Source organism: Aquibacillus kalidii (genome assembly GCF_014280935.1).
Lineage (GTDB): Bacteria > Bacillota > Bacilli > Bacillales > Amphibacillaceae > Aquibacillus_D > Aquibacillus_D kalidii.
Map to the genome: position 1 here is coordinate 1 of NZ_JACLZI010000054.1, position 23,858 is coordinate 23,858.

Annotated in this window: 19 protein-coding genes and 1 riboswitch; of the genes, 9 read left to right on the top strand and 10 right to left on the bottom strand. The window is 35.6% G+C overall.

Features of this window, described 5'->3' with window-relative positions:
- Positions 1–200: 200 nt before the first annotated feature.
- Positions 201–1,460, bottom strand: a complete 1,260-nt coding sequence (locus tag H7K77_RS15520) for an erythromycin esterase family protein (protein ID WP_235988958.1) — start codon at positions 1,458–1,460, stop codon at positions 201–203.
- 157 nt (positions 1,461–1,617) lie between these two features.
- On the opposite strand from H7K77_RS15520, the gene H7K77_RS15525 reads away from it, so the two are divergent.
- The 3 genes from H7K77_RS15525 to H7K77_RS15535 are packed head-to-tail and all read left to right on the top strand — an operon-like array spanning position 1,618 to position 4,756.
- Positions 1,618–3,303 (top strand): DUF6044 family protein, encoded by a 1,686-nt coding sequence (locus H7K77_RS15525; RefSeq protein ID WP_407926441.1) that lies wholly within the window; start codon positions 1,618–1,620, stop codon positions 3,301–3,303.
- Between the two features lie 21 nt (positions 3,304–3,324).
- Positions 3,325–4,356 (top strand): glycosyltransferase family 2 protein, encoded by a 1,032-nt coding sequence (locus H7K77_RS15530; protein WP_186578986.1) that lies wholly within the window; start codon positions 3,325–3,327, stop codon positions 4,354–4,356.
- Position 4,357: 1 nt separating this feature from the next.
- Positions 4,358–4,756, top strand: coding sequence for a GtrA family protein (locus H7K77_RS15535; protein WP_186578988.1), 399 nt, complete (start codon positions 4,358–4,360; stop codon positions 4,754–4,756).
- Between the two features lie 52 nt (positions 4,757–4,808).
- On the opposite strand, the gene H7K77_RS15540 is transcribed toward H7K77_RS15535, so the two are convergent.
- The 3 genes from H7K77_RS15540 to H7K77_RS21745 form a co-directional block, all read right to left on the bottom strand.
- Positions 4,809–6,125 (bottom strand): nucleobase:cation symporter-2 family protein, encoded by a 1,317-nt coding sequence (locus tag H7K77_RS15540; RefSeq protein WP_186578990.1) that lies wholly within the window; start codon positions 6,123–6,125, stop codon positions 4,809–4,811.
- A gap of 19 nt (positions 6,126–6,144) precedes the next feature.
- Positions 6,145–6,738 carry a xanthine phosphoribosyltransferase gene (locus H7K77_RS15545; protein WP_186578992.1) on the bottom strand — a complete coding sequence of 198 codons (594 nt, stop codon included), beginning with the start codon at positions 6,736–6,738 and terminating at the stop codon, positions 6,145–6,147.
- 135 nt (positions 6,739–6,873) lie between these two features.
- Positions 6,874–6,975, bottom strand: a riboswitch (purine riboswitch).
- A gap of 395 nt (positions 6,976–7,370) precedes the next feature.
- The gene (locus H7K77_RS21745) at positions 7,371–8,663 is read right to left on the bottom strand and encodes a methyl-accepting chemotaxis protein (protein ID WP_328701139.1); all 1,293 of its coding nucleotides are present in this window, start codon (positions 8,661–8,663) and stop codon (positions 7,371–7,373) included.
- 348 nt (positions 8,664–9,011) lie between these two features.
- On the opposite strand from H7K77_RS21745, the gene H7K77_RS15555 reads away from it, so the two are divergent.
- Positions 9,012–10,295 carry an aminotransferase class I/II-fold pyridoxal phosphate-dependent enzyme gene (locus H7K77_RS15555; RefSeq protein ID WP_186578994.1) on the top strand — a complete coding sequence of 428 codons (1,284 nt, stop codon included), beginning with the start codon at positions 9,012–9,014 and terminating at the stop codon, positions 10,293–10,295.
- 59 nt (positions 10,296–10,354) lie between these two features.
- Here the strand turns inward: H7K77_RS15555 and H7K77_RS15560 are convergent, their stop codons facing one another.
- A complete protein-coding gene (locus H7K77_RS15560; RefSeq protein ID WP_186579013.1) occupies positions 10,355–11,242 on the bottom strand; it encodes a DMT family transporter in 888 nt (295 codons plus the stop codon).
- A 387-nt stretch (positions 11,243–11,629) separates the two neighbouring features.
- On the opposite strand from H7K77_RS15560, the gene H7K77_RS15565 reads away from it, so the two are divergent.
- Positions 11,630–13,372, top strand: a complete 1,743-nt coding sequence (locus H7K77_RS15565) for a methyl-accepting chemotaxis protein (protein WP_186578996.1) — start codon at positions 11,630–11,632, stop codon at positions 13,370–13,372.
- 428 nt (positions 13,373–13,800) lie between these two features.
- The gene (mnmH, locus tag H7K77_RS15570) at positions 13,801–14,847 is read left to right on the top strand and encodes a tRNA 2-selenouridine(34) synthase MnmH (protein WP_186578998.1); all 1,047 of its coding nucleotides are present in this window, start codon (positions 13,801–13,803) and stop codon (positions 14,845–14,847) included.
- 57 nt (positions 14,848–14,904) lie between these two features.
- On the opposite strand, the gene H7K77_RS15575 is transcribed toward mnmH, so the two are convergent.
- Complete coding sequence (locus H7K77_RS15575) at positions 14,905–16,077, bottom strand: serine hydrolase domain-containing protein (RefSeq protein ID WP_186579000.1); 1,173 nt, start codon at positions 16,075–16,077, stop codon at positions 14,905–14,907.
- 192 nt (positions 16,078–16,269) lie between these two features.
- Here H7K77_RS15575 and H7K77_RS15580 point away from each other — a divergent pair, with 192 nt between their 5' ends.
- Together H7K77_RS15580 and H7K77_RS15585 are read left to right on the top strand one after the other, a co-directional pair.
- Complete coding sequence (locus H7K77_RS15580; RefSeq protein WP_186579002.1) at positions 16,270–16,719, top strand: DUF2243 domain-containing protein; 450 nt, start codon at positions 16,270–16,272, stop codon at positions 16,717–16,719.
- 13 nt (positions 16,720–16,732) lie between these two features.
- Positions 16,733–17,314 carry a YdhK family protein gene (locus H7K77_RS15585; RefSeq protein WP_235988959.1) on the top strand — a complete coding sequence of 194 codons (582 nt, stop codon included), beginning with the start codon at positions 16,733–16,735 and terminating at the stop codon, positions 17,312–17,314.
- 59 nt (positions 17,315–17,373) lie between these two features.
- Here H7K77_RS15585 and H7K77_RS15590 read toward each other — a convergent pair whose 3' ends face one another.
- The 4 genes from H7K77_RS15590 to H7K77_RS15605 form a co-directional block, all read right to left on the bottom strand.
- On the bottom strand, positions 17,374–17,886 hold the full coding sequence (locus H7K77_RS15590; protein ID WP_186579004.1) for an SMI1/KNR4 family protein: 513 nt from the start codon (positions 17,884–17,886) through the stop codon (positions 17,374–17,376).
- 357 nt (positions 17,887–18,243) lie between these two features.
- Complete coding sequence (locus H7K77_RS15595; protein ID WP_186579006.1) at positions 18,244–20,358, bottom strand: hypothetical protein; 2,115 nt, start codon at positions 20,356–20,358, stop codon at positions 18,244–18,246.
- Positions 20,359–21,417: 1,059 nt separating this feature from the next.
- Positions 21,418–22,407 (bottom strand): tRNA dihydrouridine synthase, encoded by a 990-nt coding sequence (locus H7K77_RS15600; RefSeq protein ID WP_186579008.1) that lies wholly within the window; start codon positions 22,405–22,407, stop codon positions 21,418–21,420.
- A 417-nt stretch (positions 22,408–22,824) separates the two neighbouring features.
- A complete protein-coding gene (locus H7K77_RS15605) occupies positions 22,825–23,427 on the bottom strand; it encodes an NAD(P)H-dependent oxidoreductase (RefSeq protein ID WP_186578465.1) in 603 nt (200 codons plus the stop codon).
- 120 nt (positions 23,428–23,547) lie between these two features.
- Between H7K77_RS15605 and H7K77_RS15610 the strand changes: the two genes are divergently transcribed.
- A partial coding sequence (locus tag H7K77_RS15610) for a MarR family winged helix-turn-helix transcriptional regulator (RefSeq protein WP_186578466.1) occupies positions 23,548–23,858 on the top strand: 311 nt, incomplete at its 3' end.

Below are 23,858 nucleotides of genomic sequence, written 5' to 3' on the forward strand. Positions count from 1 at the left end.
TCTTTTTCGCTTTGTTACACGGGTTCTTACATCGCCAATTGCTGCTGGGTCCTCTTTTTCGCTTTGTTACACGGGTTCTTACATCGCCAATTGCTTCTGGTTCTCCTTTTTCGCTTTGTAACACAGGCTCTTACGTCGCGATATACTTCTAGTTTTCCCTATTCGCTTTAGAAGACTGTTTAAGGAAACAAAGTCTTATTCTATAGTAATACTTCTGCTGTCGTGATTGGGTGTAGGGCTGTTGTTTTATCTACATAAATAAACGCATCGTACCTGTTACCCATAATAGAAGGTACGTAATTTCCATAGGATTCGTAGGCCGGGTTGTACACGACACCAATCGCACGATGTCCTATTCTGTGCTGAAACATTTCTCTGTTATTTTTAAAAGAAATGTATTGATTATATGCCCCAGCTTGATGCATCAAGTTTTCCCATGAGCCTGATTGCGCTTTTGGCACTACCATCCTTTCTAGGTTTACTCCCCACTCATCTGCAGCCACAACAGTCCCCTGATTGGTTCCAAATCCGATAACATAAACATCTTCGGGGTTATTTTCTTCCCGGACTAGCTGTCCTACATTAATCATGCCTTCTTCCTTCATATCTGTTGCGGACGCATCGCCCACATGTGTGTTATGTTCCCAGACAATGACTTTACTATCTTTTCCATAATAATTCCTTATTTCGTTTAATGCTTTGACCATATGACGGTCTCGAACGTTCCATGACTCTGCATCACTACGCACCATTGTTCGATAATAATTTTCTGCGTCAAATGCTGCTAAAGCATTCATTCTCAAATTAAGATCTTGTTCATTTTTACTATGATATTGCTTTTCATTCGTTCTGATCGATGCTAGTAATTTAGCTACATGGTCAACACAGTCTCCGGAGTAAAATGCTGAAGCAATTGCATACTGTTGTTCTTGCCTATTATATGGCTCAAAACAAGTGAATGCCTTCTTCGCTAATTCTAAATCAGCCCCCTTAGGCTCTGTCTCCCTTAAGTAGTGAATAATTTCATCAATGGATTCATATAAACTGTAGACATCAATCCCATAAAATCCTATATTACTTTTATTCTTTTGATTATAATCTTTAAGCCATTCAACTAAGTCAGCTATTTCTTCATTTGCCCACATCCATGTTGGCCAACGCTTATACCCTTCCAATACTTGAAATGCACTTTCTTTTTCCATGTAGCTTTTTATATAGCTGTTTACTTCAGAGCAAGCAGGCCAGTCCCCTTCGACTGCAATGAAATCGAATCCTTTTTCTTCAATAAGTTTCTTAGATAATTCAGCCCTGATCGAATAATACTCTGATGTACCATGACTAGATTCACCCAATAAAACAATAGTTGCATCCCCAATTTCTTCAATCAATGGATTTAAATCATCGACCGTATCAAACGGTTTGGCATGAGCCTTTATTGCTTCATACATTTGTTTTTTCAACAGTATCTAACCCCTTTATATAATTTAGTTTGATTTGCCTTATCTTCTCCCTTATAGCACTTCCTATTTATTGTAAAAAAATTTAACTTTTCCATACATTTTCCTTTCATTACAGATCATACTATTGGTAACCAATATTTGTTTGGAAAGTGTGATACTGTTGTCGATCTTCCGTTTAAACAATGAAAAACTATATTTAACACTTGCTACTATTCTTTTAGTCTTATTTATCTCTCCTCTATTTGTATTGGGAGAAGATGCCCATATTCGTGTACACGATAATCTAGATTCTAATCTAGCATGGTATAAAGTACTGAAAGAAAGTGGAGAAACTTTCGGTGATATAGGTGCAACTATCCCACAAGTTATTAATGGGCTTCCTCGTGATGCATTTGGTACGGAGTGGAGTGGGATTGTGTGGCTTCATTTACTATTTCCAACTATGACCGCATATGCTGTCAGTCAAGCTATAACACGAATCTTCGCTTTTATCGGGATGTATTTGTTATTAAAAAAACATTTCATACAAGCAGAGAATAAGGCTTTAATTAGAATCGGAGTAGCCCTAGCTTTTGCTTTCACTCCCTTCTGGCCTTCTGGAATGCTGAGTACTTTAGGACATCCTCTCGCATTATGGGCTTTTTTAAACATTCGATCTGGCGATTATAGATTACGAAACTGGCTAACATTACTGTTACTTCCTTTGTATGCAAGCATCGTATTAGGCTTTTTCTTTTTCCTTGTCGCTATTTCAGTAGTTTGGCTTTATGACCTAATTAAAAAAAGGATGTTCAATGTACCGTTTCTATTAAGTATAGCGGCAATGTCTGCTGTGTTTTTATTGGTTGAATACCGCCTGGTAGTTTCCGTACTAATTGAGCAAGAGCCCATGCATCGATTAGAATTTATTTCTTCAAGACACGATATGTGGCACACTATTAAGCTATCCTTCAAGAATTTTCTAGTCGGTCATACTCATGTGATGACCGTACATACTGTGGTTATATTACCAATTCTTATCCTGACATTATTGTTGACTCTATTTCGAAAAAAAGGTAGGGAAGAAAAGTTCTTTATTTTTTTATTTCTATTAAATTACTGCTTGTCCTTTTGGTATGCACTGTGGTTTAACAAGATTTGGGCACCATTAAAGGATGACATTGATCTATTTGTTACGTTCAACTTTGCTCGTTTTCATTTTCTCAGGCCTTTAGTAATTTATGTTAGCTTTGCGATTGCTTGTTCCATTCTATGGAAACGAGGAAGGAAATGGCGTTATATCGTTGGTATAGCACTTATGGCTCAACTGGCAGTCCTTATCCCATTTAACGAAGAGGTGCACTACGGCGTCCACCATGAAACCCCGTCGTTTCGGGAATTTTTTGCAGAAAAGCAGTTTGAAGAGATAAAGGATTATATCGATCGTCCCCAGGATAGCTATCGTGTTGCAAGTATTGGGCTTCATCCTTCCATCGCACAATATAATGGATTTTATACGTTAGATACTTATAACAACATTTATCCTTTGTCTTATAAATATCAATTTCGAGAAATCATAGCACCTGAATTAGAAAAAAATTCATCTTTAAAAAGGTATTATGATGAATGGGGTAGCCGGTGTTATATCTTTGTCGATGAGTTAGGTAAGCACTACACTTTTAGAAAGGATTCTAAAAAGCAAATAAACAACTTGGAACTTAATACACAAGCATTCAGTGATATGGGCGGGGAATATATCTTATCTTCTGTTCCTATTTTAAATGCCGATCAAAATAACCTAACACTTTTAAAAGAATTTAATCATTCAGAATCCGCTTGGAAAATCTACTTATACCAAGCTTGAACAAGCATAGGAGGAGTCATCATGGATGAAAAATTACCACTACTAACCATTGTTATTCCTTGTTATAACGAAGAGGATGTCTTATTAGAAACAATTGAACAGCTTAGCAATACTATGGAAGGCCTAATTCAAGAGAGGCTAATTACTTCCAACAGCATGCTTTTATTTGTGGATGACGGTAGTAAAGATGAAACATGGCGTCTCATCACGAGAGCTTGTACTAATAATAAGTATGTTACAGGGCTCAAGCTAGCTAAAAATGTCGGACATCAGAATGCCTTAATTGCTGGTTTAGAAAAAGCTAAATCAAAATCAGATTGCGTCATTTCCATTGATGCAGACCTTCAGGATGACATCACTGTTATTCGAGATTTTATTTTGTCTTATCACGATGGCCATGATATCGTCTTTGGTGTTCGTCGTAAACGCTCTACCGACACATTATTTAAAAGAGCAACTGCTCAAGGATTTTATAAAATCATGAATAGACTTGGAATCCCTTTAATCTATAATCATGCAGATTATCGTCTTATGAGTAATCGAGCCTTAAGGGAATTAGGGAAATATAAAGAATCTAACTTATTTTTACGAGGGATCATTCCTATGATTGGTTTGAAAACTACCGAAGTTTTTTATGACCGTAAGGAGCGTTTAGCTGGTGAAACGAAATACCCTTTAAGAAAAATGTTATCCTTTGCGCTCAATGGCTTAACCTCATTTAGTGTTGCACCAATTCGTTTCATTACCTACTTAGGATTTCTAATCTTTTTTATGAGTGGGATTGCCGGGGCTTATGCAATCGTTCAAAAAATAATGGGGTTAACAGATGAAGGGTGGACCTCTTTGATGATTTCCATCTGGTTATTAGGTGGCTTGCAGCTAATGGGAGTTGGTATGATTGGTGAATATATAAGTAGAATTTTTATGGAAGTAAAGCACAGACCGAAATATGCAGTTGATGTTGATCTCTATACAGATAAAAATCCACTTGAACAATTACGATCATCGAATCGTGATATCGTTACAGCAAAAAAAGTTCAATGGAAGCGTTAAAATGAAAACTAATTTTTTCTCACGATTCATTGTAGTAGGTATCATTAATACAATCATAGGGATATCAACCATGTATCTCTTATACCATCTAGGTATTTCTTATTGGATAGCGACTTGTACCGGAAATGTAGTTGGTGCTATTGTTAGTTATTTTTTGAACCGCTCTTTTACATTTCAGAGTACTAAACCTATCAATCAAACTATTGCGCTTTTCTTAGTTGTAATAGCCACCTGTTATATCATTGCCTATACGATAAGTTATCACGTGACGATACAATTTGTACAAATTATTGAACTTACTGCCTCTATTCCTGCTGAAGACATCGCTATTCTTTTTGGTGCAGTACTATATACAATCTTGAATTACTTTGGTCAAAAACAGCTTGTGTTTAACCGATAAACAATAATAAAGAGCTGTTTTAAGGGTTACTTCCTTAAGACAGCTCTTTTATTTAAGATGCTTGTTTAGTCTTTGCCATTTTAGCATTAGCAGAATTAGATTTAAAACTAGGAATCATATTAAACAATATATTTAACACAATTGCTGTAAAACTTCCTGCTACAATTCCACTTTCAGTTAAAATTTTAATCTCCTCAGGTAAATTTGCAAAGATTTCAGGAACAACAGTTACTCCTAACCCCATACCTACTGCACAAGCGACAACAAGTAAATTCCCTTGTTTTTCAAGTTCTACCTGGCTTAACATTTTAATACCATATGCTACTACCATACCAAACATCGCAATAGATGCGCCCCCCAACACAGCAGTTGGAATAATAGTGGCCACTGCTGCAAGTTTAGGAATAAATCCTAGCACTACTAGTATGGTACCTGCAGCAAAGACAGCACTTTTTGTTTTCACTCCAGTTAATTGGACTAATCCTACGTTTTGAGAATAAGCCGTATAAGGAAATGCGTTGAAAATCCCCCCAAACAGGATAGCTATTCCTTCTGCGCGATATCCTTTAGACAAATCATCTTCTGTTACTTCTTGTTTTGTAATATCACCTAATGCCAAATAAACACCAGTTGATTCGATTAAACTAACAATGGCTACTAATATCATTGTTAATATAGATGATATTTCAAAAGTGGGCATTCCAAAATAAAATGGTTTCGCAACATGTAACCAGGAAGCCTTTTCTACATCAGCAAAATCTACCATACCAAACATGGATGCCACTATGGTTCCAATAGCTAGACCTATCAATATTGATATAGAACGGAGAAAACCAGTTGAAAATTTATAGAATAATAATATAAATGCAAGAACACCAAATGAAAGAATTAAATTTTCTATACTTGCAAAGTCAGCACTACCCTCTCCCCCAGCCATGTCATTAATCGCAACCGGGATAAGTGTTAATCCAATAATAGTAACAACCGAACCAGTTACAACAGGAGGAAAAAATTTGACTAGCTTACTAAAATACTTTGAAATTATAACAACGAATAATCCAGATACAATAATTGCACCATAAATAGAAGATATGCCATGATTACTCCCAATTGCAATCATTGGACCCACAGCTGTAAAGGTACAGCCAAGCATAACCGGTAAGCCAATTCCGAAAAATTTATTTTTCCAAACCTGTAACAATGTAGCGACACCACAAGCTAATAAATCAATTGCCACCAAATAAGTTAATTGTTCCGGACTAAGATTTAGTGCCTTCCCAACGATCAGTGGTACAATTACTGCTCCTGCATACATTGCTAAAACGTGTTGAAACCCAATGGACCATGTTTTTAAAATATTGTTCCCCATTTTTTCTCTCTCCTTAAGCTTAGATGTTTTGGTACGTTCTCTCTGGAGCAAATTCAACTTGCTTATTATTTAATGATGCTATTCTTGCCAATGATTCCAATCGATACCCTTTGGCTAACAGTTCCTCCGCACCCGGTTGGAAAGATTTTTCAATCAAAACACCTATACCTGATATGTTTGCTTTAGCTTGTTGAACAATCTCTGCTAAACCCAATGCCGCTTGACCGTTAGCCAGAAAGTCATCAATAATCAACACATTTTCCCCTGGTTCAATATATTGTTTTGAAACAGTAATGTCATTTGATTCCTGTTTTGTAAACGAATATACAGAAGACGTGTACAAATTCTCAGTTAAAGTTAGTGACTTTCTTTTTCTTGCAAAAATAACCTGTACACCCATTTCAAGTCCGGCCATAATAGCTGGTGCAATTCCTGAAGACTCAATCGTTAATATTTTCGACACCTTATCATCCTTGAATCGCTCAGCAAATTCTTTTCCTATCTCTTTCATAAGAACTGGATCCATCTGATGATTGATAAAAGAATCCACCTTAAGCACATTTTCGTTTAAGACAATCCCCTCATTAACAATCTTTTCTTTCAACAGTTTCACTAGTGCTTCCCCTCTCTCCATTCATGTTGTAAAGTGAACAACTCACAAAAGTAAAAAAGCAGTAGCCTACTCTGATTTAGAGTAAGCTACTGCTTTAAACAAGAAATAAACTATTTCATTAGACACAATGAAAATAGAAATATATAGCTTACTCGTAGTCAGACTTTTTACGGTAGTCTGGTAGAGACTCGCAGGCCATATCCCTGCTATTATACGAGTGAAATTATTTAATTGGATATTCCGCATTATAAAGGATATGAGCAAAAATGAAAACAATTATTTTTAAAATCGCTATCTTTTTTAGAATGACACAGTTGAGAGAAAATCTGCAGTAACTAACTTTTTACAATCCCTTTCCGCAAAGAAATTGCAACTTATTGAAGCAGATTAGTGCGGGTAATTTCTTCTACCTCAAAATACCGCAACGATTGAGATGGATTAGTGCAGGTAATTTCTTCTACCCCAAAATACCGCAACGATTGAGATGGATTAGTGCGGGTAATTTCTTCTACCCCAAAATACCGCAACGATTGAGATGGATAGAATAATTATTGTGACGCTTTCTATACAAATACAGAAAGAGAGCTAGTGAAATATTACACTACTCTCTGTTCATTTAATCTCTTAATTTATTATACTGCAAGTGACTTTACTAGCTTATCCTCCTCAGTACGTGTATCCGTGTTTACTTCTAAACTAGTTTTAGTCAGCTTAAGCTTAGCCACTTCCTCGTTTAAGTTTCCGGCCAGGATGTTTAAATCTCTAGAAGACTTGGCTATTAGCTCCGTAGTATCTAGTTGGGCTTGTCCAGTAGCAGAAATCTCCTCCGTACTAGCGGCGAACTCTTCCGAAGTTGACGCCATGTTATAAATTTGTTCTGATATTAATTTAGAGTTTGTATTGATTGTTTGCATTGCTGACGCTGTACTCTTAAAGTTATTTACAATACCATCATAGGTTTGTTTAATCTTTGTAAAGGCATCTTGTGTGACCTTTAATGCATCCTTTTGCTCTTTCACTAGAGAACTTGATCGATTAATATTAGAAACTGCTAGATTTGTTTTTTCTGTAGTATTGTTTATAATACTTGTAATTTCTTTCGCTGCTTTTGAGGATTGCTCAGCCAATTTTCTTATCTCATTAGCTACAACAGTGAACCCCTTTCCTGCATCACCTGCTCTGTTTGCTTCAATGGTTGCGTTTAACGCAAGCAAGTTTGTCTGATCAGCAATAGATGTAATGACATTAACAAAGTCCGCTACGTCAGTCATCATTTCACTTAATTGATGTATGGACTGACTAGTTTCCATAGAGACTGTGATACTTTCATCCATTTTATCTCCTAACGTATCAACAGTTGTTTGTCCTTCCCTAATCGAATCCAACGATTCAACAGCACGGTCAGAGCCCTTAGTTGCTTCACTTGTGATTTTTTCAATCAGTGCGACTACCTCTGATAATGTCATGTTAATGTCGTTCATCGTTTCAGCTTGATTATTATTACCCACCGCAATTTCATCAATAGTAGAAACTATTTGAGTAATATTTGAAACATTTTCATCAGTTCTCTGTTTTAGACTTTCTGAGTGTCTAGTCACCGTTGATGAAACATTTTGTAGTTTATTAGCCATTGATCTTAACGCTTCTCTAGTTTCCCAAATTGCCTTTGCCAAGTTTCCTGTCTCATCTTTGTATGATATGTATTTTTTAATCCCTTGATCATCTTCTGTTAAATCAAGCTTTGATGTGTTTACCGCTACTTCTGTTACTTTAAGTATAGGTTTTGCTATGATTCTTCCAACAATATAAGAAAGAATGATGCCAATTAATAGGGACACACCTAAACCGATTAATATAGGTGTTGGAGGTAAAAATGATAACCCAGTTTGGACGGGTATATTAGCTTGTTCTGCTTGATCTGTCACCGGTGCCCCTTGATTTCGGTTAAAAACGGAAAAACCAACATTTATAGCTGCAACAATGATTGTATTAATTACGGATAAAAGTACAATTTTAGTAGATATTTTTTCATTTTTTATTCTCCTAGTCTGTGTTTTTACGTATGTAGCCTTTCAATAAACCCATTGTATATGGCAAAACTTAAATGAGCCTTAAAATAAAACGGCTTTTCACTTAGATTCATATTTTGTTTCATATGTCTTTCATTGATTTAAGCCTACATATTTATATATAATGAAATAAACAATTCAAGATAATTCAGACTTTTTAGGTATTATCAATACTATTGTTGATTTTATGAGGAGGAAGCAGTTGTGACTGATTTAAGTGCACTTGATGATTCAGAATTAAAAGATCTTTATTCTGATCTAGAGAAGAAATATTCCGATGTAAAAAAACAAAACCTATCATTAGATATGTCTAGAGGCAAACCTAGTCCTGAACAATTGGATTTATCGATGGAATTATTAGATCTAGTAAAGTCGGAAGATACGCTTGTTGTTAAGGAAGCGATTGATGTTCGTAACTATGGCTCAGTCGATGGTCTTATTGAAACAAAACAGCTATTTGCAGAAATGCTTGACGTTGCTCCTAAACAGATCATTATTGGTGGTAACTCAAGTCTTTCCTTAATGCATGACACCGTAGCTCGGGCACTACTTTTAGGTGTAGTTGATAGTAAAACTCCATGGAGTAAACTGCCTAACGTTAAATTCTTATGCCCAAGTCCTGGTTACGATAGACACTTTTCTATTTGCGAAGCGTTAGGAATTGAAATGATTACGGTTGAGATGCTAGAAGACGGTCCAGATATGGATAAGGTGGAAGAACTAGTTAAAAACGACGAAAACATTAAAGGTATTTGGTGTGTACCGAAATATAGTAATCCTGAAGGCATCACGTATAGTGATGAGGTAGTCACGAGACTTGCTCAGATGGAAACAAAGGCAACTGACTTTAGAATTTTTTGGGATGATGCCTATACCGTTCACCATTTAACAGATCAACCAGATCAATTAAAAAATCTTTTAGATGCTTGTGTAGGTGCCAATAACCCTAATCGTGCGTTCATCTTTGCATCCACATCCAAAGTTACATTCCCAGGTTCTGGTATCTCAGCCATTGCAAGTAGTGAGGAAAATATTAACTTAATCCGAAAACAATTATCAACACAAACAATTGGTCCTGATAAACTTAATCAGTTACGACACGTCAGATTCTTGAAGGACTTGAAAACAATCAACCAACATATGCAGAAACATGCGGCTATTATTAAACCTAAGTTCGATATGGTATTAAACGTACTAGAAACAGAACTCGCTTCGTATAATATCGCGACATGGAATGAGCCAAATGGTGGGTATTTCATCAGTTTAAATACACTCGATGGTTGTGCCACAGAGGTTGTCAAACTTGCTTCTGAAGCAGGGGTTAAATTAACGCCTGCGGGTGCTACATATCCATATGGAAAAGACCCAAAAGACAGAAACATTCGAATTGCGCCTACTTTTCCTACTCTAACTGAACTTAAGACTGCAATTGAAGTATTATGTTTGTGCATAAAATTAGTTAGCGTAAAAAAACAACTAGATAAATAGTAATAATTAAGCCATAAAATGCCCGTCATTTTATGGCTTATATTTTTACATATATATATTTAACCGACCTTGTTTAATTTACGATGCTTTTCCCCCGTTCTGACATTAGTTGTAACGATAACACCCACAATTACAATCAGTGATCCAATAATCTGTAACAACGAAATGGTTTCTCCTAACCAGAAATATGCACCAATCATAGTAACAACCGGTAAAAAATTCAAGAAAACCGAGGCCTTAGAAGCACCTAATAAATCTACTACTTTATTATAAAAGATAAGAGCTATTAGCGATGGAAATATACCTAAATAAAGCAATCCCACCATCATGTCAATCGATAATATCGGTATTCCTAAGACAATCCATTCGATAGTCACAAAAGGTAATAACACAATCACTGAAATACCTGTCATGACTAGCAACACTGGATAGGAAGGAAATAAGTGCATATACTCTTTTACCGCAATGGAATAGATAGCCCAACATAGGATTGCTCCAATCATAATAGCATCACCAATATTCCAATTAATCTGTGTTAATTGCAGAAAGGAACCATTCATAATTACTAATATGGCACCAAAAAAAGAGAGAACAATACCTATCCATTGTTGGAATTTAATTGTTTCTTTTATTAGGAGAGCACTTAGAACTATCGTCATTACTGGTATTACTGTCTCTAACACGGATACATTAGATGCTGTTGTAAATTGCAATGCACCATATATGAATGTATTAAAGAAAGTTATCCCTGTTAATGTCATAATTAATAGTGGCTTCTTGTATTTTAAAAATATAAATCGGTTATTCCAAGCACCTCGAAGCCCAATAGGAAATATAATAAAGAAAGCTATTAGTAATCGAAAAAAAGCTATCGTAAATGGTGGCAACTCATTTATAGACTTTCCAACTATGATATTACCAGCATAAAAAATAACGACAAAAATCATAAGTATGTACGGATAAATAATATCTCTCCTTTCATCAAAACATAGAATTCTATTGTACAAGAGTTATATTAATATCCAAAAAGGATTTGCTCGACCAATGAGGGGACTTTAAACGCAAACATTTTTGTGAATTATGTTGATTTTAGTCGAAACTTCATATATCCTTAAAGTAATCATTACATAAGTCCTATTACCTAATTACTGGACTTGGGCTGGCTATTCTTATAGCTCTTATATTTTTTATTATTTGCGCAAGCGATTGCACAAACTTATATTCACCAGCCTGCTTTAATCAATTATTTTCACCAAAATAATGACAGCGTTTTCCTTGTCGTTAGCAGGTTAGAAAGGAGAAACAGCAATCACAACAACCAGGGGGGTAAAATTATGAAACTATTTAAAAGAAAAACAAACAAGTCAAAAAACAAAGCAAAAAAGGAAAGGAACCTTTTTAAGTTCAAAAGCTTAAAAGCAAAACTACTTCTAGGATTTGCTTCTATCATTATCTTCTCTATTGCTTTTGGGGCATATAACTCACTAGTTTTAAAGAATATTGATTCAAAATCTAGTAATATTGTAGAAGAACACTTACCAGTTCTGATTAAAACCGAACAATTAGAAAAGAATGTGCATGAACGTGTTAGTTTGGCTAGGGCGTACGTATTATATGGTTATGATAGCTATATCGAACGGTTTAATGAATTAACAGAGCGAAGTATAGAGTTAGAAAAGGAATTGCAAGACTCTAGCCAATTAAATGGATTAGATGAAATAATTAAAAATAGCAGAACCTTAGAGGGCTATATCCAAAACGGTGTCTTTGGTGTTTACTCTGAAGATCCAGAAACCGCTAAAACAAACTTAAGTACAGTTAATACTTTAACTGATCGTATTATTAAAGGATATAGTGATATTGTATTTACGAATGAAAGAAGAGTTATCGCTGAAGGAACTGATCTAGTAAATCTCTCACAAACTACATTCCTTGTGGGCATTATTATTTCCGTTATTATTTCCGTATTTGCTATTGTTATCGCATTATTTGTAGCACAAATTATTTCAAAGCCTATCAAACGAGTTAGTGAGCGAATGAGTTTAATTGCGTCAGGTGACCTAAGCTTACCTCCACTTGCTACTAAGGCAACAGATGAAGTTGGACAATTAGTTTCTGCTACGAATCAAATGAACTCAAACCTAAAAGAACTATTAGAAGAAATAAGTTCCGTATCAGAAACTGTTTCTGAACAAAGTGAAGAGTTAACACAAGCTACAAATGAGGTGAAAGAAGGAAGTAATCAAGCTGCATCTACTATGCAGGAACTATCTTCAGGGGCTGAACAACAAGCTAATACAACAAGTGAATTATCTTCTTCTATGTCTGTTTTTGGAGACAAAGTTAAGGAGGCTAATGTCACAGGGGAAACAATCTATCAATCCTCTCAAAAAGTATTAGGATTGACTGATGAAGGACGAGCCCTTATGGATAAGTCTATTAATCAAATGGGGATGATCGACAACATTGTTCATCAGGCTGTTGATAAGGTGAAAGGACTGGATAATCAGTCGCAACAGATCACCAAATTAGTTGGCGTAATAAAAGACATTGCGGACCAAACTAATTTACTAGCACTTAACGCTGCAATTGAAGCTGCTCGTGCAGGTGAGCATGGAAAAGGCTTTGCTGTCGTTGCTGATGAAGTGAGAAAGCTTGCAGAACAAGTATCTTTATCTGTGACCGATATTACACAAATAGTAAACAGCATTCAGTTCGAAACAACAGAAGTAACAAAGTCATTACAAGGAGGTTATGCCGAAGTAGTAAGTGGTAAAAATCAAATCCAAACTACAGGAGAAACCTTTATTCAAATTAATAGTTCCTTAACCGAAATGGTTGAAGGTATTAAACAAATATCTTTGCACCTGGATGAAATAGAAAATAATAGTGATGAAATGAACCAATCTATCGAAGAAATAGCAGCAGTTTCAGAAGAATCAGCAGCAGGAGTAGAAGAGACCTCAGCAACAATCCAACAAACAGGAAGTTCAATGGAAGAAGTTGCAAGAAGCTCAGACCAACTCGCAGAACTAACCGAAAAACTAAACGAATTAATCGCAAAATTTAAGCTATAGGTGCCTGTCACCACCCGAATTTTGTTGTAATTAGTCGAATTGGTTCTTCTATGTTAATATAAGTCCTCCTCTTTTTAGTTTTTCTAAGAGGGGGACTTTTTTTCTTCTATTATAACTAAATTAGATAAATTTGGATTATATGGAACTTAGTAATTAGATCGCTTTAAAGTACCAGAAGTATCTCTTACTAGGAAATTAATTTATAATAATAACCATAGGAGCATAGAAAAAATTGATATAATGAATCTAGTTGACTAATAATCTAGCCGTAGAGGTTTGACTTTTTAATACAGAGATTGTAACTCGGTTGTGACTGACCTTTAAATAGGGGCCTTATCAACTTTCCATACCTATAGCTAGACTTTATTACAACTTAATCAAAGATTGTCTCTATTGAATTTGTTGATATATAGGAAGGTGGCAATATTGTGTTTAAGGATATTTCCATGCACGATTTACGCATACTAAAAAATAATGGTGAACTAACAGTCATTGACGTTCGATCACCGTCAGAATACGAGGATGCAACAATTCCAGGCAGTGTTAATATCCCCTTATTTAGTGACAAGGAACGATCCGAAGTTGGGTTACTCTATAAGCAAGTAAGTCCAGAGGCAGCTCAGGAAAAAGGGTTAGAGATTGTGTCTAGTAAGCTACCTCATTTCATAAAGCAGTTTCAAAAGTTGGAGGGTAAAAAAGCAGTATTTTGTTGGCGTGGTGGAATGCGCAGTAAAACATCAGCAACAGTAGTCGATCTAATGGGAATGGATGTTTTTCGATTAGATGGAGGCTATCGTTCTTATCGAAATTGGGTTTTAGATAAGCTTAATACAGCAGACTATCCTCAACAGGCATATGTACTAAACGGAAACACAGGCGTTGGTAAAACCGCAATTTTACATCAGCTTCATCACGAGGGATTTCCTGTCATTGACCTTGAAGCTCATGCGAATCATAGGGGTTCTATTTTCGGACAGATAGGAATGGCACCCCATAACCAAAAAACATTTGATAGTTTACTTATTGAAGATCTGGAGCGATTGAAGCAATCAGACTTTGTACTTTTAGAGGGAGAAAGCAGACGAATTGGAAAAGTCTTGCTTCCTGACTTTCTACTCGAAAAGAAAGAACAAGGTATTCAATTCTTTATTGATCTACCAATAGAAGAGCGAGTTACCAATATTCTTGACGATTATCAACCATGGGATCATGAACAAGAGTGTATGGATGCATTCAAAAAGATAAAACGACGTATGCATACCCCCATTGCTCAACAAATTGAAACAGAATTAACGTCTAACAACTATTCTCTTGCTGTAAGACTATTACTGGAATATTATTACGATCCATTATATGAACATTCCATCAATCAATATCGCGAGGATCAGATAATTACCATCCATGCAGCAAACATTGACGAAGCCGTCTCATCCATTCGGGATTACCTCCGAGTTAAACAGCATAAAACATTATAAAACAATTAGTCCCTTCATCCGAATAAAGATAAAGGGACTAATTTTTGTAGGGTTATCTCAATAATTACTATACACAATATTACGCAGCTTTCTAGTAAGAGTAGTGATACCTGCATCCGTCCGCTGCATCATCAACAAAAATGTCAGATCATCCTTTGGACTATTACAAAAGTAGGCACCTAGCCAGCCATCCCATCCATATTCTCCTACACTTCCTAAGTCTCCAGCCTGTTTAGAATCAGTCATGACACGCATTAGGTTACCATAGCTATACCCACTTAGGGTGTCCCAAGCAAAGTTCTCTTGTTGAACAGTATTTAATGTACTAGAGGTTAAAAATTTAACTGTCTTTGGGTGTAAAATTTGGGTACCATCCAAACTCCCTTCATTGATAAGCATACTTACAAATCTAGCATAGTCATCTATGGTTGAAACAAGCCCTGCGCCTCCAGACTCAAATGCAGGGTCTCGATCCATTTGGTGAACAATACCTAAATGGTTGCCTGTATAAAGCTTTAATCCCCCATTCCCATCTTCTGCATAAGTCTTTGCGAGACGACTTCTCTTTTCCTCAGGTAGCCAGAAGGCCGTGTCTTTCATGTTTAGTGGGTTAAAAATTTCTTCATATAAAAAGTCACCAAATCGTTTACCACTAACCACTTCTATGACAGCCCCTAGTACATCGGCTGACGTACCGTACTCCCAAGAAGCCCCTGGATGAAAGGCAAGTTTATTTTCCCCTAATTGATTGATAAATTCCAACGTACCCATAGGAGAATCACCTAATAGTCTATTATCCAGTTCCTTAAACAACGCTTCCGTTTCTTTGCCACCTCTGTGCTCTCCACCATAAACTAATCCTGAAGTCATGGAAAGCAAGTCCTTTATTGTTACTTCTCTATCTACTGGCGTCAATTCTCCACCCACTTCAACTAACTGATTTTTAAACCCTTCCAGGAAATTGCTTACTGGTTCATATAGGTCAATTTCACCGCGTTCTAAAAGGATCATAACAGCTGTTGCTGTAATAGGTTTAGTCAACGAGTATAACCTAAAAATGGAATCTCTATTAATAGGAGTTTTCTTCTCAATATCTGCAAAACCATCTGCATGATAGAATGTTTCTCGCCCTCCATTTAAAATCAATAGATTAGCACCCGCAAGTTCTTTATTCTCGATCGCCCGTTTTAAAACCGTTTTCATTTTGTCTGTTACAAATTGATCCAACATTGTATTTCCCCTTTATTTTATAAATTAAATTTAGACAAATGATTATACAACTAGTATAAACCTATCCATCACTTATGTAAGTAGAGAAACTGTTAATTTCATTATATTTCCCAAAGTTTAGGCTTTTCCTAGTATATTTCTCCCTCTTTCGGGCACTACTTGGAAAATACGATAGTTGGAGGGTGATCTTTTTTGTCTAAGAGAGATAAGAATCTATTCATAGCGGCCGTTATACTTGGCTTGGGCTTATTAGGTGCAGTTGATGGCATTGTCTTTCATCAGCTATTACAGTGGCATCATATGGTGCTTAGTCCTAATATTAAGCTTGAAATTATTACAGATGGTTTTTTCACAGCTGCCTTTTCTACTTTGCTTGTATGGGGTGGAATAAAGATATTCTATGATGCTCGAAATAATGAACTCGGAAATAGCTGGCAGATCTTTTTAGCAGGTATGTTTATTGGCGGTGGAGTTTTTAATCTTGCTGAGGGAATTATTGATCATCATATTCTTCAAGTTCATCGAGTTAAACCTAATGCAGATAACCCTTTATTATATGATTTAGCCTTTTTAGCTTCTGGTCTATTACTGGTTATAGTTGGTATGTTAATTAAGCGAACATATAAGAAAAGTAAGGAGTAAAGGATGATTACTAATGAGTAAAAAGATGAGTACACTTACCTTTTCTATAATCTTTACTATCTTTCTCTTATTTTTTATAAATCAACATCCACATATAGAGGCCCTCACTAATCCAGAAAGATACTACTCCAACATGAAAAACATGAATCACCATTCTAATATGATTTATAATGGTTCAGCACAAGTTCCGAACAACTTAGAGCCCACTAACAACCCAAAATTTCCGATCGGTTCAAAAGCATTGAGTATTGCTGATCACATGGGTGGCATGATGGATAATGTTAAAGTAACCATTGTAGCCGCTTATGAAACAACGGCATATGCAACTTCCTATACTTCTTCAACTGATCGAAAACCGGTTAGGAATCATAAATGGATTGTCCATGAAGAACTAATAGATATTGGCGAGAAAATCTTAGAACCTGGAACGAAGGTATCCACAACTGCGGAACATATGAAAGGAATGAAAAATGTGGTCCAAACCGTAGAGTTTTCTAAAACTACTACAGTATATATGGTAGATTTTATAACGACGAATGGAGAGCAAGTAACTAATCACAAATGGGTAATTGAAGGGGAATTAAAAGCTTTATAATACTCTCTTCTATTACCCATCTTTCCACAACCTACATAATCTTCAAAAACCTATTTAGGTTACCATTCCCAGAATGAACAACCTTGGCAAATGATAAATCGCTCCAGCCATGTAGAAAAGTCATATGGAAGCTTCTCAAAATCATCCTCAAAATTCAGGAACTCTCCTATCCACATGAAATATTCGTTAAGTCCTTTATCGTACTGACATACAATCCAGCACCCATCTATTCCTATACCGATCGGGGTAAACCACTCTGGACAATTCCACGCTTCCTTGTACTCAATTATTTCATCAACTGAAAACAAATGGGTCCCTCCACCATTTTCAGGATGTTCGAATAAGACTGCACCGTTGTGTTCAGATAAAAAAGATATATATTCTGCTGGTACATTTGAAGGGAGACTTTCTATTTTTTCCTTTGAAGCTGGAGGATAAAAGGAAAATACCTCTTCCTCAACATAACCATCTTCCTTTTGTACAATTAGCCTATTATTGTGCAATCTTTTCTTAAGAGCATCGAGCATTTGCATCCTATATCCATCCTTCATTACGATATTTATACTAGACATTCTTGTGGGAATTTAGTTCCTTGATTTCGTACAAAATTAAGCTATGTAGAGAAGCAATGAGACAAATCGAGTTATACCGAATATCCCTAGAACCTCTATTTCAAATAGTATAATATACTGGTTAAACTCTTCCTATATAAAAGATAATCATTGTGGTAAAAACAAGAAAAGTTCAGAGCGCCTTGACCACCCTCGCCAAGTATCTATGTGGTGTTTTTGCAACAAAGATAATGGACTTAAGACCTCAGGGAGGGGAGGCGCTGGACTAGACATCGGAGCGCAAAATTTTATGCTTTCCTATAATATAATTAAAAGACTTACATCCGTGCTAAAAACACGAATATAAGTCTTTTTTGTTTATGCTTTATTTATACGAGAAACCCTATAAACTAATCCGCCTAAAACAAGCATGAAAGCTCCAAGTAATTGCCAGAACGTTGCGCTAAAGAAAGAACCCGTTTCCGGTAAAGTATTTCCACCTTCAGACGATTCACTACTAGAATTATTATCGGCAGTTCCTTCATCATCAGAGGAATCATTATTGCTACTTGTTCCTTCATTTCCATTACCGGAGTCGTTATTACTTCCGCTTCCTTCATCTTCGTTACCAGCGTCGTTATTATTCCCGGTTCCTTCATCTCCATTACCGGAATCATTATCACCATCGTTATTTCCATTGTCATTATCTTCATCGTCATTTTCACCATCTGAAACGAATTCAAATGGAATGCTTATTTCCTTTACTTCTTCGTTTCCATTTGCAAACAGTGTCATCCTAACACTCATTTTTTCAAGGTCTTGAATAGCCTTGTCACTACCTATAACTGTTTGGAAGTAACCGACATTTATTTCTGTCCCTTGTAAGTCGTCCAATAGAACTGTTGCCGTATTTCCGTTCCATTCAACATCAAGATCTCCGCCAATTCCTGACCATTCTTGATCTAGTGTATCGTCAACAGCACCTGGGACGTTCACATACTCATCAGGTTCAAATATAGTAATACTATCCGGGACAATATACTCAATCTTCACTTGATCAACATCGTTCAAAGTTAAATTTTGCAACTCAAATCTTAATTTCATCTCAAATTGGTTTTCAGATAGGTTTAGAGAAGAGGCTCCTTTAAGAATTTGAGCTTGACCATCAAAATACCAGTCCTGATTCATTGCTGAGTAATCTATATTAGCCTCACCATCAACCTCTCCAGTTACATAGAAGCCTCCAGTGATAGGATTAGCATCAATTGTATATAATGTAAGACCTTTATCCGACACATTTCCATCTGTTTTTCCTATTAAAGGAATGTTAAAATTATATTTATTTTCACCCTTTTTAATGGTGGACAGCGCAATAGCTATAGCCTTCTTGTCATTTTCTAGTTCTAACAATTCCACGCCTTCTATGGTGTCATCTGTTACCGAAACACCCTCGGGTAGTATAAAACCAACATATTTATCATTTATTTCTTGATCCTGGTTACTTGTTATGGAAACATCTAGAGCAAGATCATAGTTACGATTTTCTTTGTTGTATGTTGTAGTTCCATTAATGGATCCTACCATATCTAATTCAGGTTGACCATCGATAACTGTAAAATCAATATTTCTAGTGTTCTTTATTTGACCAAGATCCTCAACGGTTCTTGCTTCTGTATCAACATTATAAATATATAGGTTCTCATTAGGAGAATTATAGCCTTCCTCTACTTGGCCCATTAAAGGGATAGTAATATCGATATATTTACTATCTGGAAATGTTCCAACATCCGGGATTTTTACAGCGATTCCTGTATGTCCATCATACAATGTAACTGGCACAACACCCGCAGGTACATCTTCATTGTCAGGAATGTACACACCATTTGGCAATGCAAATGCTACCCACTTTTGTTTCAATTCTTGATTTTCGGAAAAATTATTCAATCCAGCTTTTAAACTGAGAACATAGTAATTTTTATTAAAATCATAATGGATGCTTCCATCAGCTGTACCATAAATTTCTTCTAAATTTAGTGCTTCCTCTTCCACGGTTGGAATTTCTGCATTTTCTGCTTCTTCTGCAGCATTAGCATCAGTAGCTTTGCTGTCTGGGTTCGGTTCATTCTCTTCAGCTAGAACTGTTGTATTCTCTTCAGCAGAAGTCGTTATTTCAGCATCCTCATTTACTAATGATTCCGATTCTTCTGTTGCTTCTACGTCCGCTTCCGCCTCTTCCGTTACAACAGCTTCAGCTTCTGCTTCTGCTGCTTTGGTTACCTCTGCTTGTGCTTCTTCCGTAACCAAAACTTCTTCAGGCTCCTCAACAAGTCCTTCTGTTTGCCCTACATCTAGTAATTCTAGTTCATTGCTAGATGTAGCTTCTTGCTCTTGACTTTGATCTTCACTGCTTACTTGAGTTGCTGCAGATACAGTGAATGCAGGTAAGAAAGCCAAGAGCACAATAAGCATAATTAACGAAACTTTCTTGAACATCTAATCACTCCTATTTAGTTTTTGAAGAATTCCCTCAGTACCTATAAAATACCGACCATAATATATTAGTTTGGTAATCTAAAAGACGCTTAAAACTCTGAATAAATTATGTATATTACCAATGTTCTATCATTATAAATCCGTAAATTATACATTTTTACATAAAAGGTAAATTCTTCCTAAAAGGGAGTATAAATCATTACCATAAAAAATAAAATAGAACGTTTGCACTAAAGTAATTTAATAAGAAAATCAATTAAGTATTCCATTCATCTTCCATTTTTAGTTAATAAGTTCTATCTTTTTCTGTTACATAAATTAATTAATCCCCCAGAATTACGGAAAGATAAGTGGGCCGTTATCACTTTTTATAAATAATTATGCACTGATGTATCTAATCAAAATAAAGAAACTGATAGCTTAATAGATTGGTAACTCTGAGTTCTTCCTTGCTTTATTACTCCCAATCACTAATATCACTTATTATGAAAAATTAATTATATGATGATAGTCAAAATAAATCTGATTATCTATTTCATTCTAAGACTATCATCGTATTCATAAATTTCATTCACCATAACTATAGTGCTCTTTTCCCAATAAAGTAATATTGCTTGTTACTTTTCAGCTATTTAATCAGTAAATGAGACAGTAATATTTCCTTATTTAATCACTCCATGTGAATAAATATTAATTTTTAAAAGTATGTAATATTAGATTTCTAAAATGCCCATTACCATAAAGTATGTTCATCAAAAAAAGCATCAACCCTTTTTCGGTTGACACTCTCAGTATTCTAAGGAGAAAAATTAAATGGTATCCTCAGTCAGATATGGGAATGGAATTAGATGTTTTACAAATTTATTAAAAGATGACTTTTTCAGTGTTCTCAAAACTGGGAGCCTGGTGATCCTTAAGGAAAGGTCTTCATTTTTTTGAATAATCTTCCCTAAAATATATTAATAAGTTAAATTGGTTGGTAGGAATTCGGTTTTACTACCGAATTTCCACCAACCAATTTAATTACTTACTATTAGCTCCTAAAACTATAAGACGTCACTACTCCCCCGTGACATCTATATTCTTCGATTCAAAGTTATCGAGCAAGACACGCACTTCATCTGTCGACTCTGTGTCCATCAATTCATTTCTTAATTCACCTGCACCTTTAAACTCTCGAACATAAATCTTGAAAAAACGACGAAGCGTTTTGAATGGACGTGTTTTAAGGTCCTTTGAGTATTGATCATAAAGGTCCAGATGCAACCTTAAAAGGTCTAGTAATTCCTTACTACTGTGCTCTTTTTTTTCTTTTTCAAAGGCAAATGGATTTTTAAAAATACCACGCCCTATCATAACTCCATCCACACCATACTTGCGAACAAGTTCTAAGCCAGTTTGACGATCTGGAATATCCCCATTAATGGTCAAAAGTGTATCTGGTGCTACTTCATCGCGAAGCTTCTTAATCTCCGGAATCAATTCCCAATGAGCATCTACATTACTCATTTCCTTCCTTGTACGAAGATGAATAGATAAATTAACGATGTCTTGCTTCAATAAGTGTGTCAGCCAGCCACGCCATTCTTCTACATCCGTATAACCAAGCCTTGTTTTCACACTAACAGGCAATCCGCCTGCTTTTGCTGCTTGTATTAACTCAGCTGCAACTTCTGGATGACGGATAAGACCGCTACCCTTCCCATTAGCTGCAACATTATGCACAGGACAGCCCATATTAATATCTATACCACGAAAACCTTCTTCCGCCATACCAATACTCATTTGCCTAAAATATTCGGGCTCATCCCCCCAAATATGAGCGACAATTGGTTGCTCATCTTCTGTATAAGTCAAACGGCCACGAACACTATCCTGCCCCTTCGGATGACAATAACTCACCGTATTTGTAAACTCTGTAAAAAACACATCAGGTCTAGCCGCTGCGCTTACTACATGACGGAAAACAACATCTGTTACATCTTCCATTGGTGCCAATATAAAAAACGGTCGTGGTAAATCACGCCAAAAATTATCTTTCGGGTTCATATATACAAATCCTCTCATTATGATAAAAGGTCTAGTTGTTCCAAATATAAAGCATAGATTCTAATACTTTTACACTTATACCTTGCTTAAGCACTTTTTGTCAAATTATATTTTATTAACAAAGTTTAATAATATCAAATAAAAAGTTTAAATAAAATAGGGTAAGATATGGTAAAGCGTGCCAAGGGAAATTTCTTATTAGGACATAATAAATCCCGGGTTCTTTTTGAAAAACCCGAGACAATTATTTAATATAATGCTGAATTACAAAACTATTACTTTTACTAGCAAGAGCTTCAATATGTGTTTTAATAGAAAGATGATACTGACACGCATAATTATTATTTTTGTATGAAGGTGCGCCGTCCTACACTCACTATATGTCCTCATTTCACTCTCGCCAACTAGCGATTAATTTTATGACGTTAAACTATGGCTATTCAATTTTTGAAAATATTTATATACTCTTTCTATTTTTTCAAGGTGCTTCCCCTTTGCATTTTCCATGTTCCCAAACTCAAAAAATTTCACCTTTTTAATGCCAACGTATTGAAATAATGCTTTACGCATTAAAACTTTATGTGCGTTATTTAGCCAAAACATGGGATAAAAGGTCGGACCTTTCATTACAGAAATACATACGACTGATTTACCCTTCAACAAACCTTCTGGTAACAACTTACCGTTATCTTTGTATGCAAATCCTGAAGCAAAAATTTTATCAATATAACCCAATAACATAGCTGGTGGTCTCCCCCACCATATAGGATAGATAAAAATAATCTTTTCTGCCCACGATAGTTGATTACGATAGTTCTCTAAATCTGGATCTTTATACATATCTCTTCTCTTACTCTTCTCCCCAAATGTAAGGATTGGATTAAAATTTTCACCATATAAATCTAAGACCTGAACATTTTGGATAGCATGGTTTTCCTTACACCCTCGAATTACCCCTTGTAAAAATGAGTAGCTTAAGCTTTGGTGATTGGGATGGGTAAAAACAATTAAAACATTCATAAAAAACACCTCTTTAGTTATCATTTGATAACTAAAGGGTAACATCCACCCGATTTAGTTGTCAATTGATAATTGTTTTTTGATAATATATTTGATACTTTGTAAAATGAGGTGATTTATATGGACAAAGGTGAGCTTTTCCAACAGTTTGTTCGATTTACTACATCTGTACATCAAGTGACAAACGATATGACAAAAGAAATTAGAATTGAAAACATAACTACCGTTCAATATAAAATATTAGAGTTCATTACAGTTAGCCAACCTGTAACCCTCAGTGAGGTCAGTGAATGCTTACATCTATCTTTACCTAATTCTAGCCGTGAGTTAAAGAAATTAATCCAAAACCAACTATGCGAAAAAATTATTGTTCCGAATGATCGCCGCAAGTTTGATATTCGTCTTACAGAAAAAGGAACGGCACTAATGAA

Excerpts from the sequence above, each read along its gene's own strand:
- H7K77_RS15575 (WP_186579000.1), bottom strand. The coding sequence starts at position 16,077 with ATGTTGGATCAATTTGTAACAGACAAAATGAAAACGGTTTTAAAACGG.
- H7K77_RS15590 (WP_186579004.1), bottom strand. The coding sequence starts at position 17,886 with ATGTCTAGTATAAATATCGTAATGAAGGATGGATATAGGATGCAAATG.
- H7K77_RS15535 (WP_186578988.1), top strand. The coding sequence starts at position 4,358 with ATGAAAACTAATTTTTTCTCACGATTCATTGTAGTAGGTATCATTAAT.
- H7K77_RS15585 (WP_235988959.1), top strand. The coding sequence starts at position 16,733 with ATGAGTAAAAAGATGAGTACACTTACCTTTTCTATAATCTTTACTATC.
- H7K77_RS15600 (WP_186579008.1), bottom strand. The coding sequence starts at position 22,407 with ATGAACCCGAAAGATAATTTTTGGCGTGATTTACCACGACCGTTTTTT.
- H7K77_RS15540 (WP_186578990.1), bottom strand. The coding sequence starts at position 6,125 with ATGGGGAACAATATTTTAAAAACATGGTCCATTGGGTTTCAACACGTT.
- H7K77_RS15560 (WP_186579013.1), bottom strand. The coding sequence starts at position 11,242 with ATGATTTTTGTCGTTATTTTTTATGCTGGTAATATCATAGTTGGAAAG.
- H7K77_RS15605 (WP_186578465.1), bottom strand. The coding sequence starts at position 23,427 with ATGAATGTTTTAATTGTTTTTACCCATCCCAATCACCAAAGCTTAAGC.
- H7K77_RS15595 (WP_186579006.1), bottom strand. The coding sequence starts at position 20,358 with ATGTTCAAGAAAGTTTCGTTAATTATGCTTATTGTGCTCTTGGCTTTC.
- H7K77_RS15565 (WP_186578996.1), top strand. The coding sequence starts at position 11,630 with ATGAAACTATTTAAAAGAAAAACAAACAAGTCAAAAAACAAAGCAAAA.
- H7K77_RS15530 (WP_186578986.1), top strand. The coding sequence starts at position 3,325 with ATGGATGAAAAATTACCACTACTAACCATTGTTATTCCTTGTTATAAC.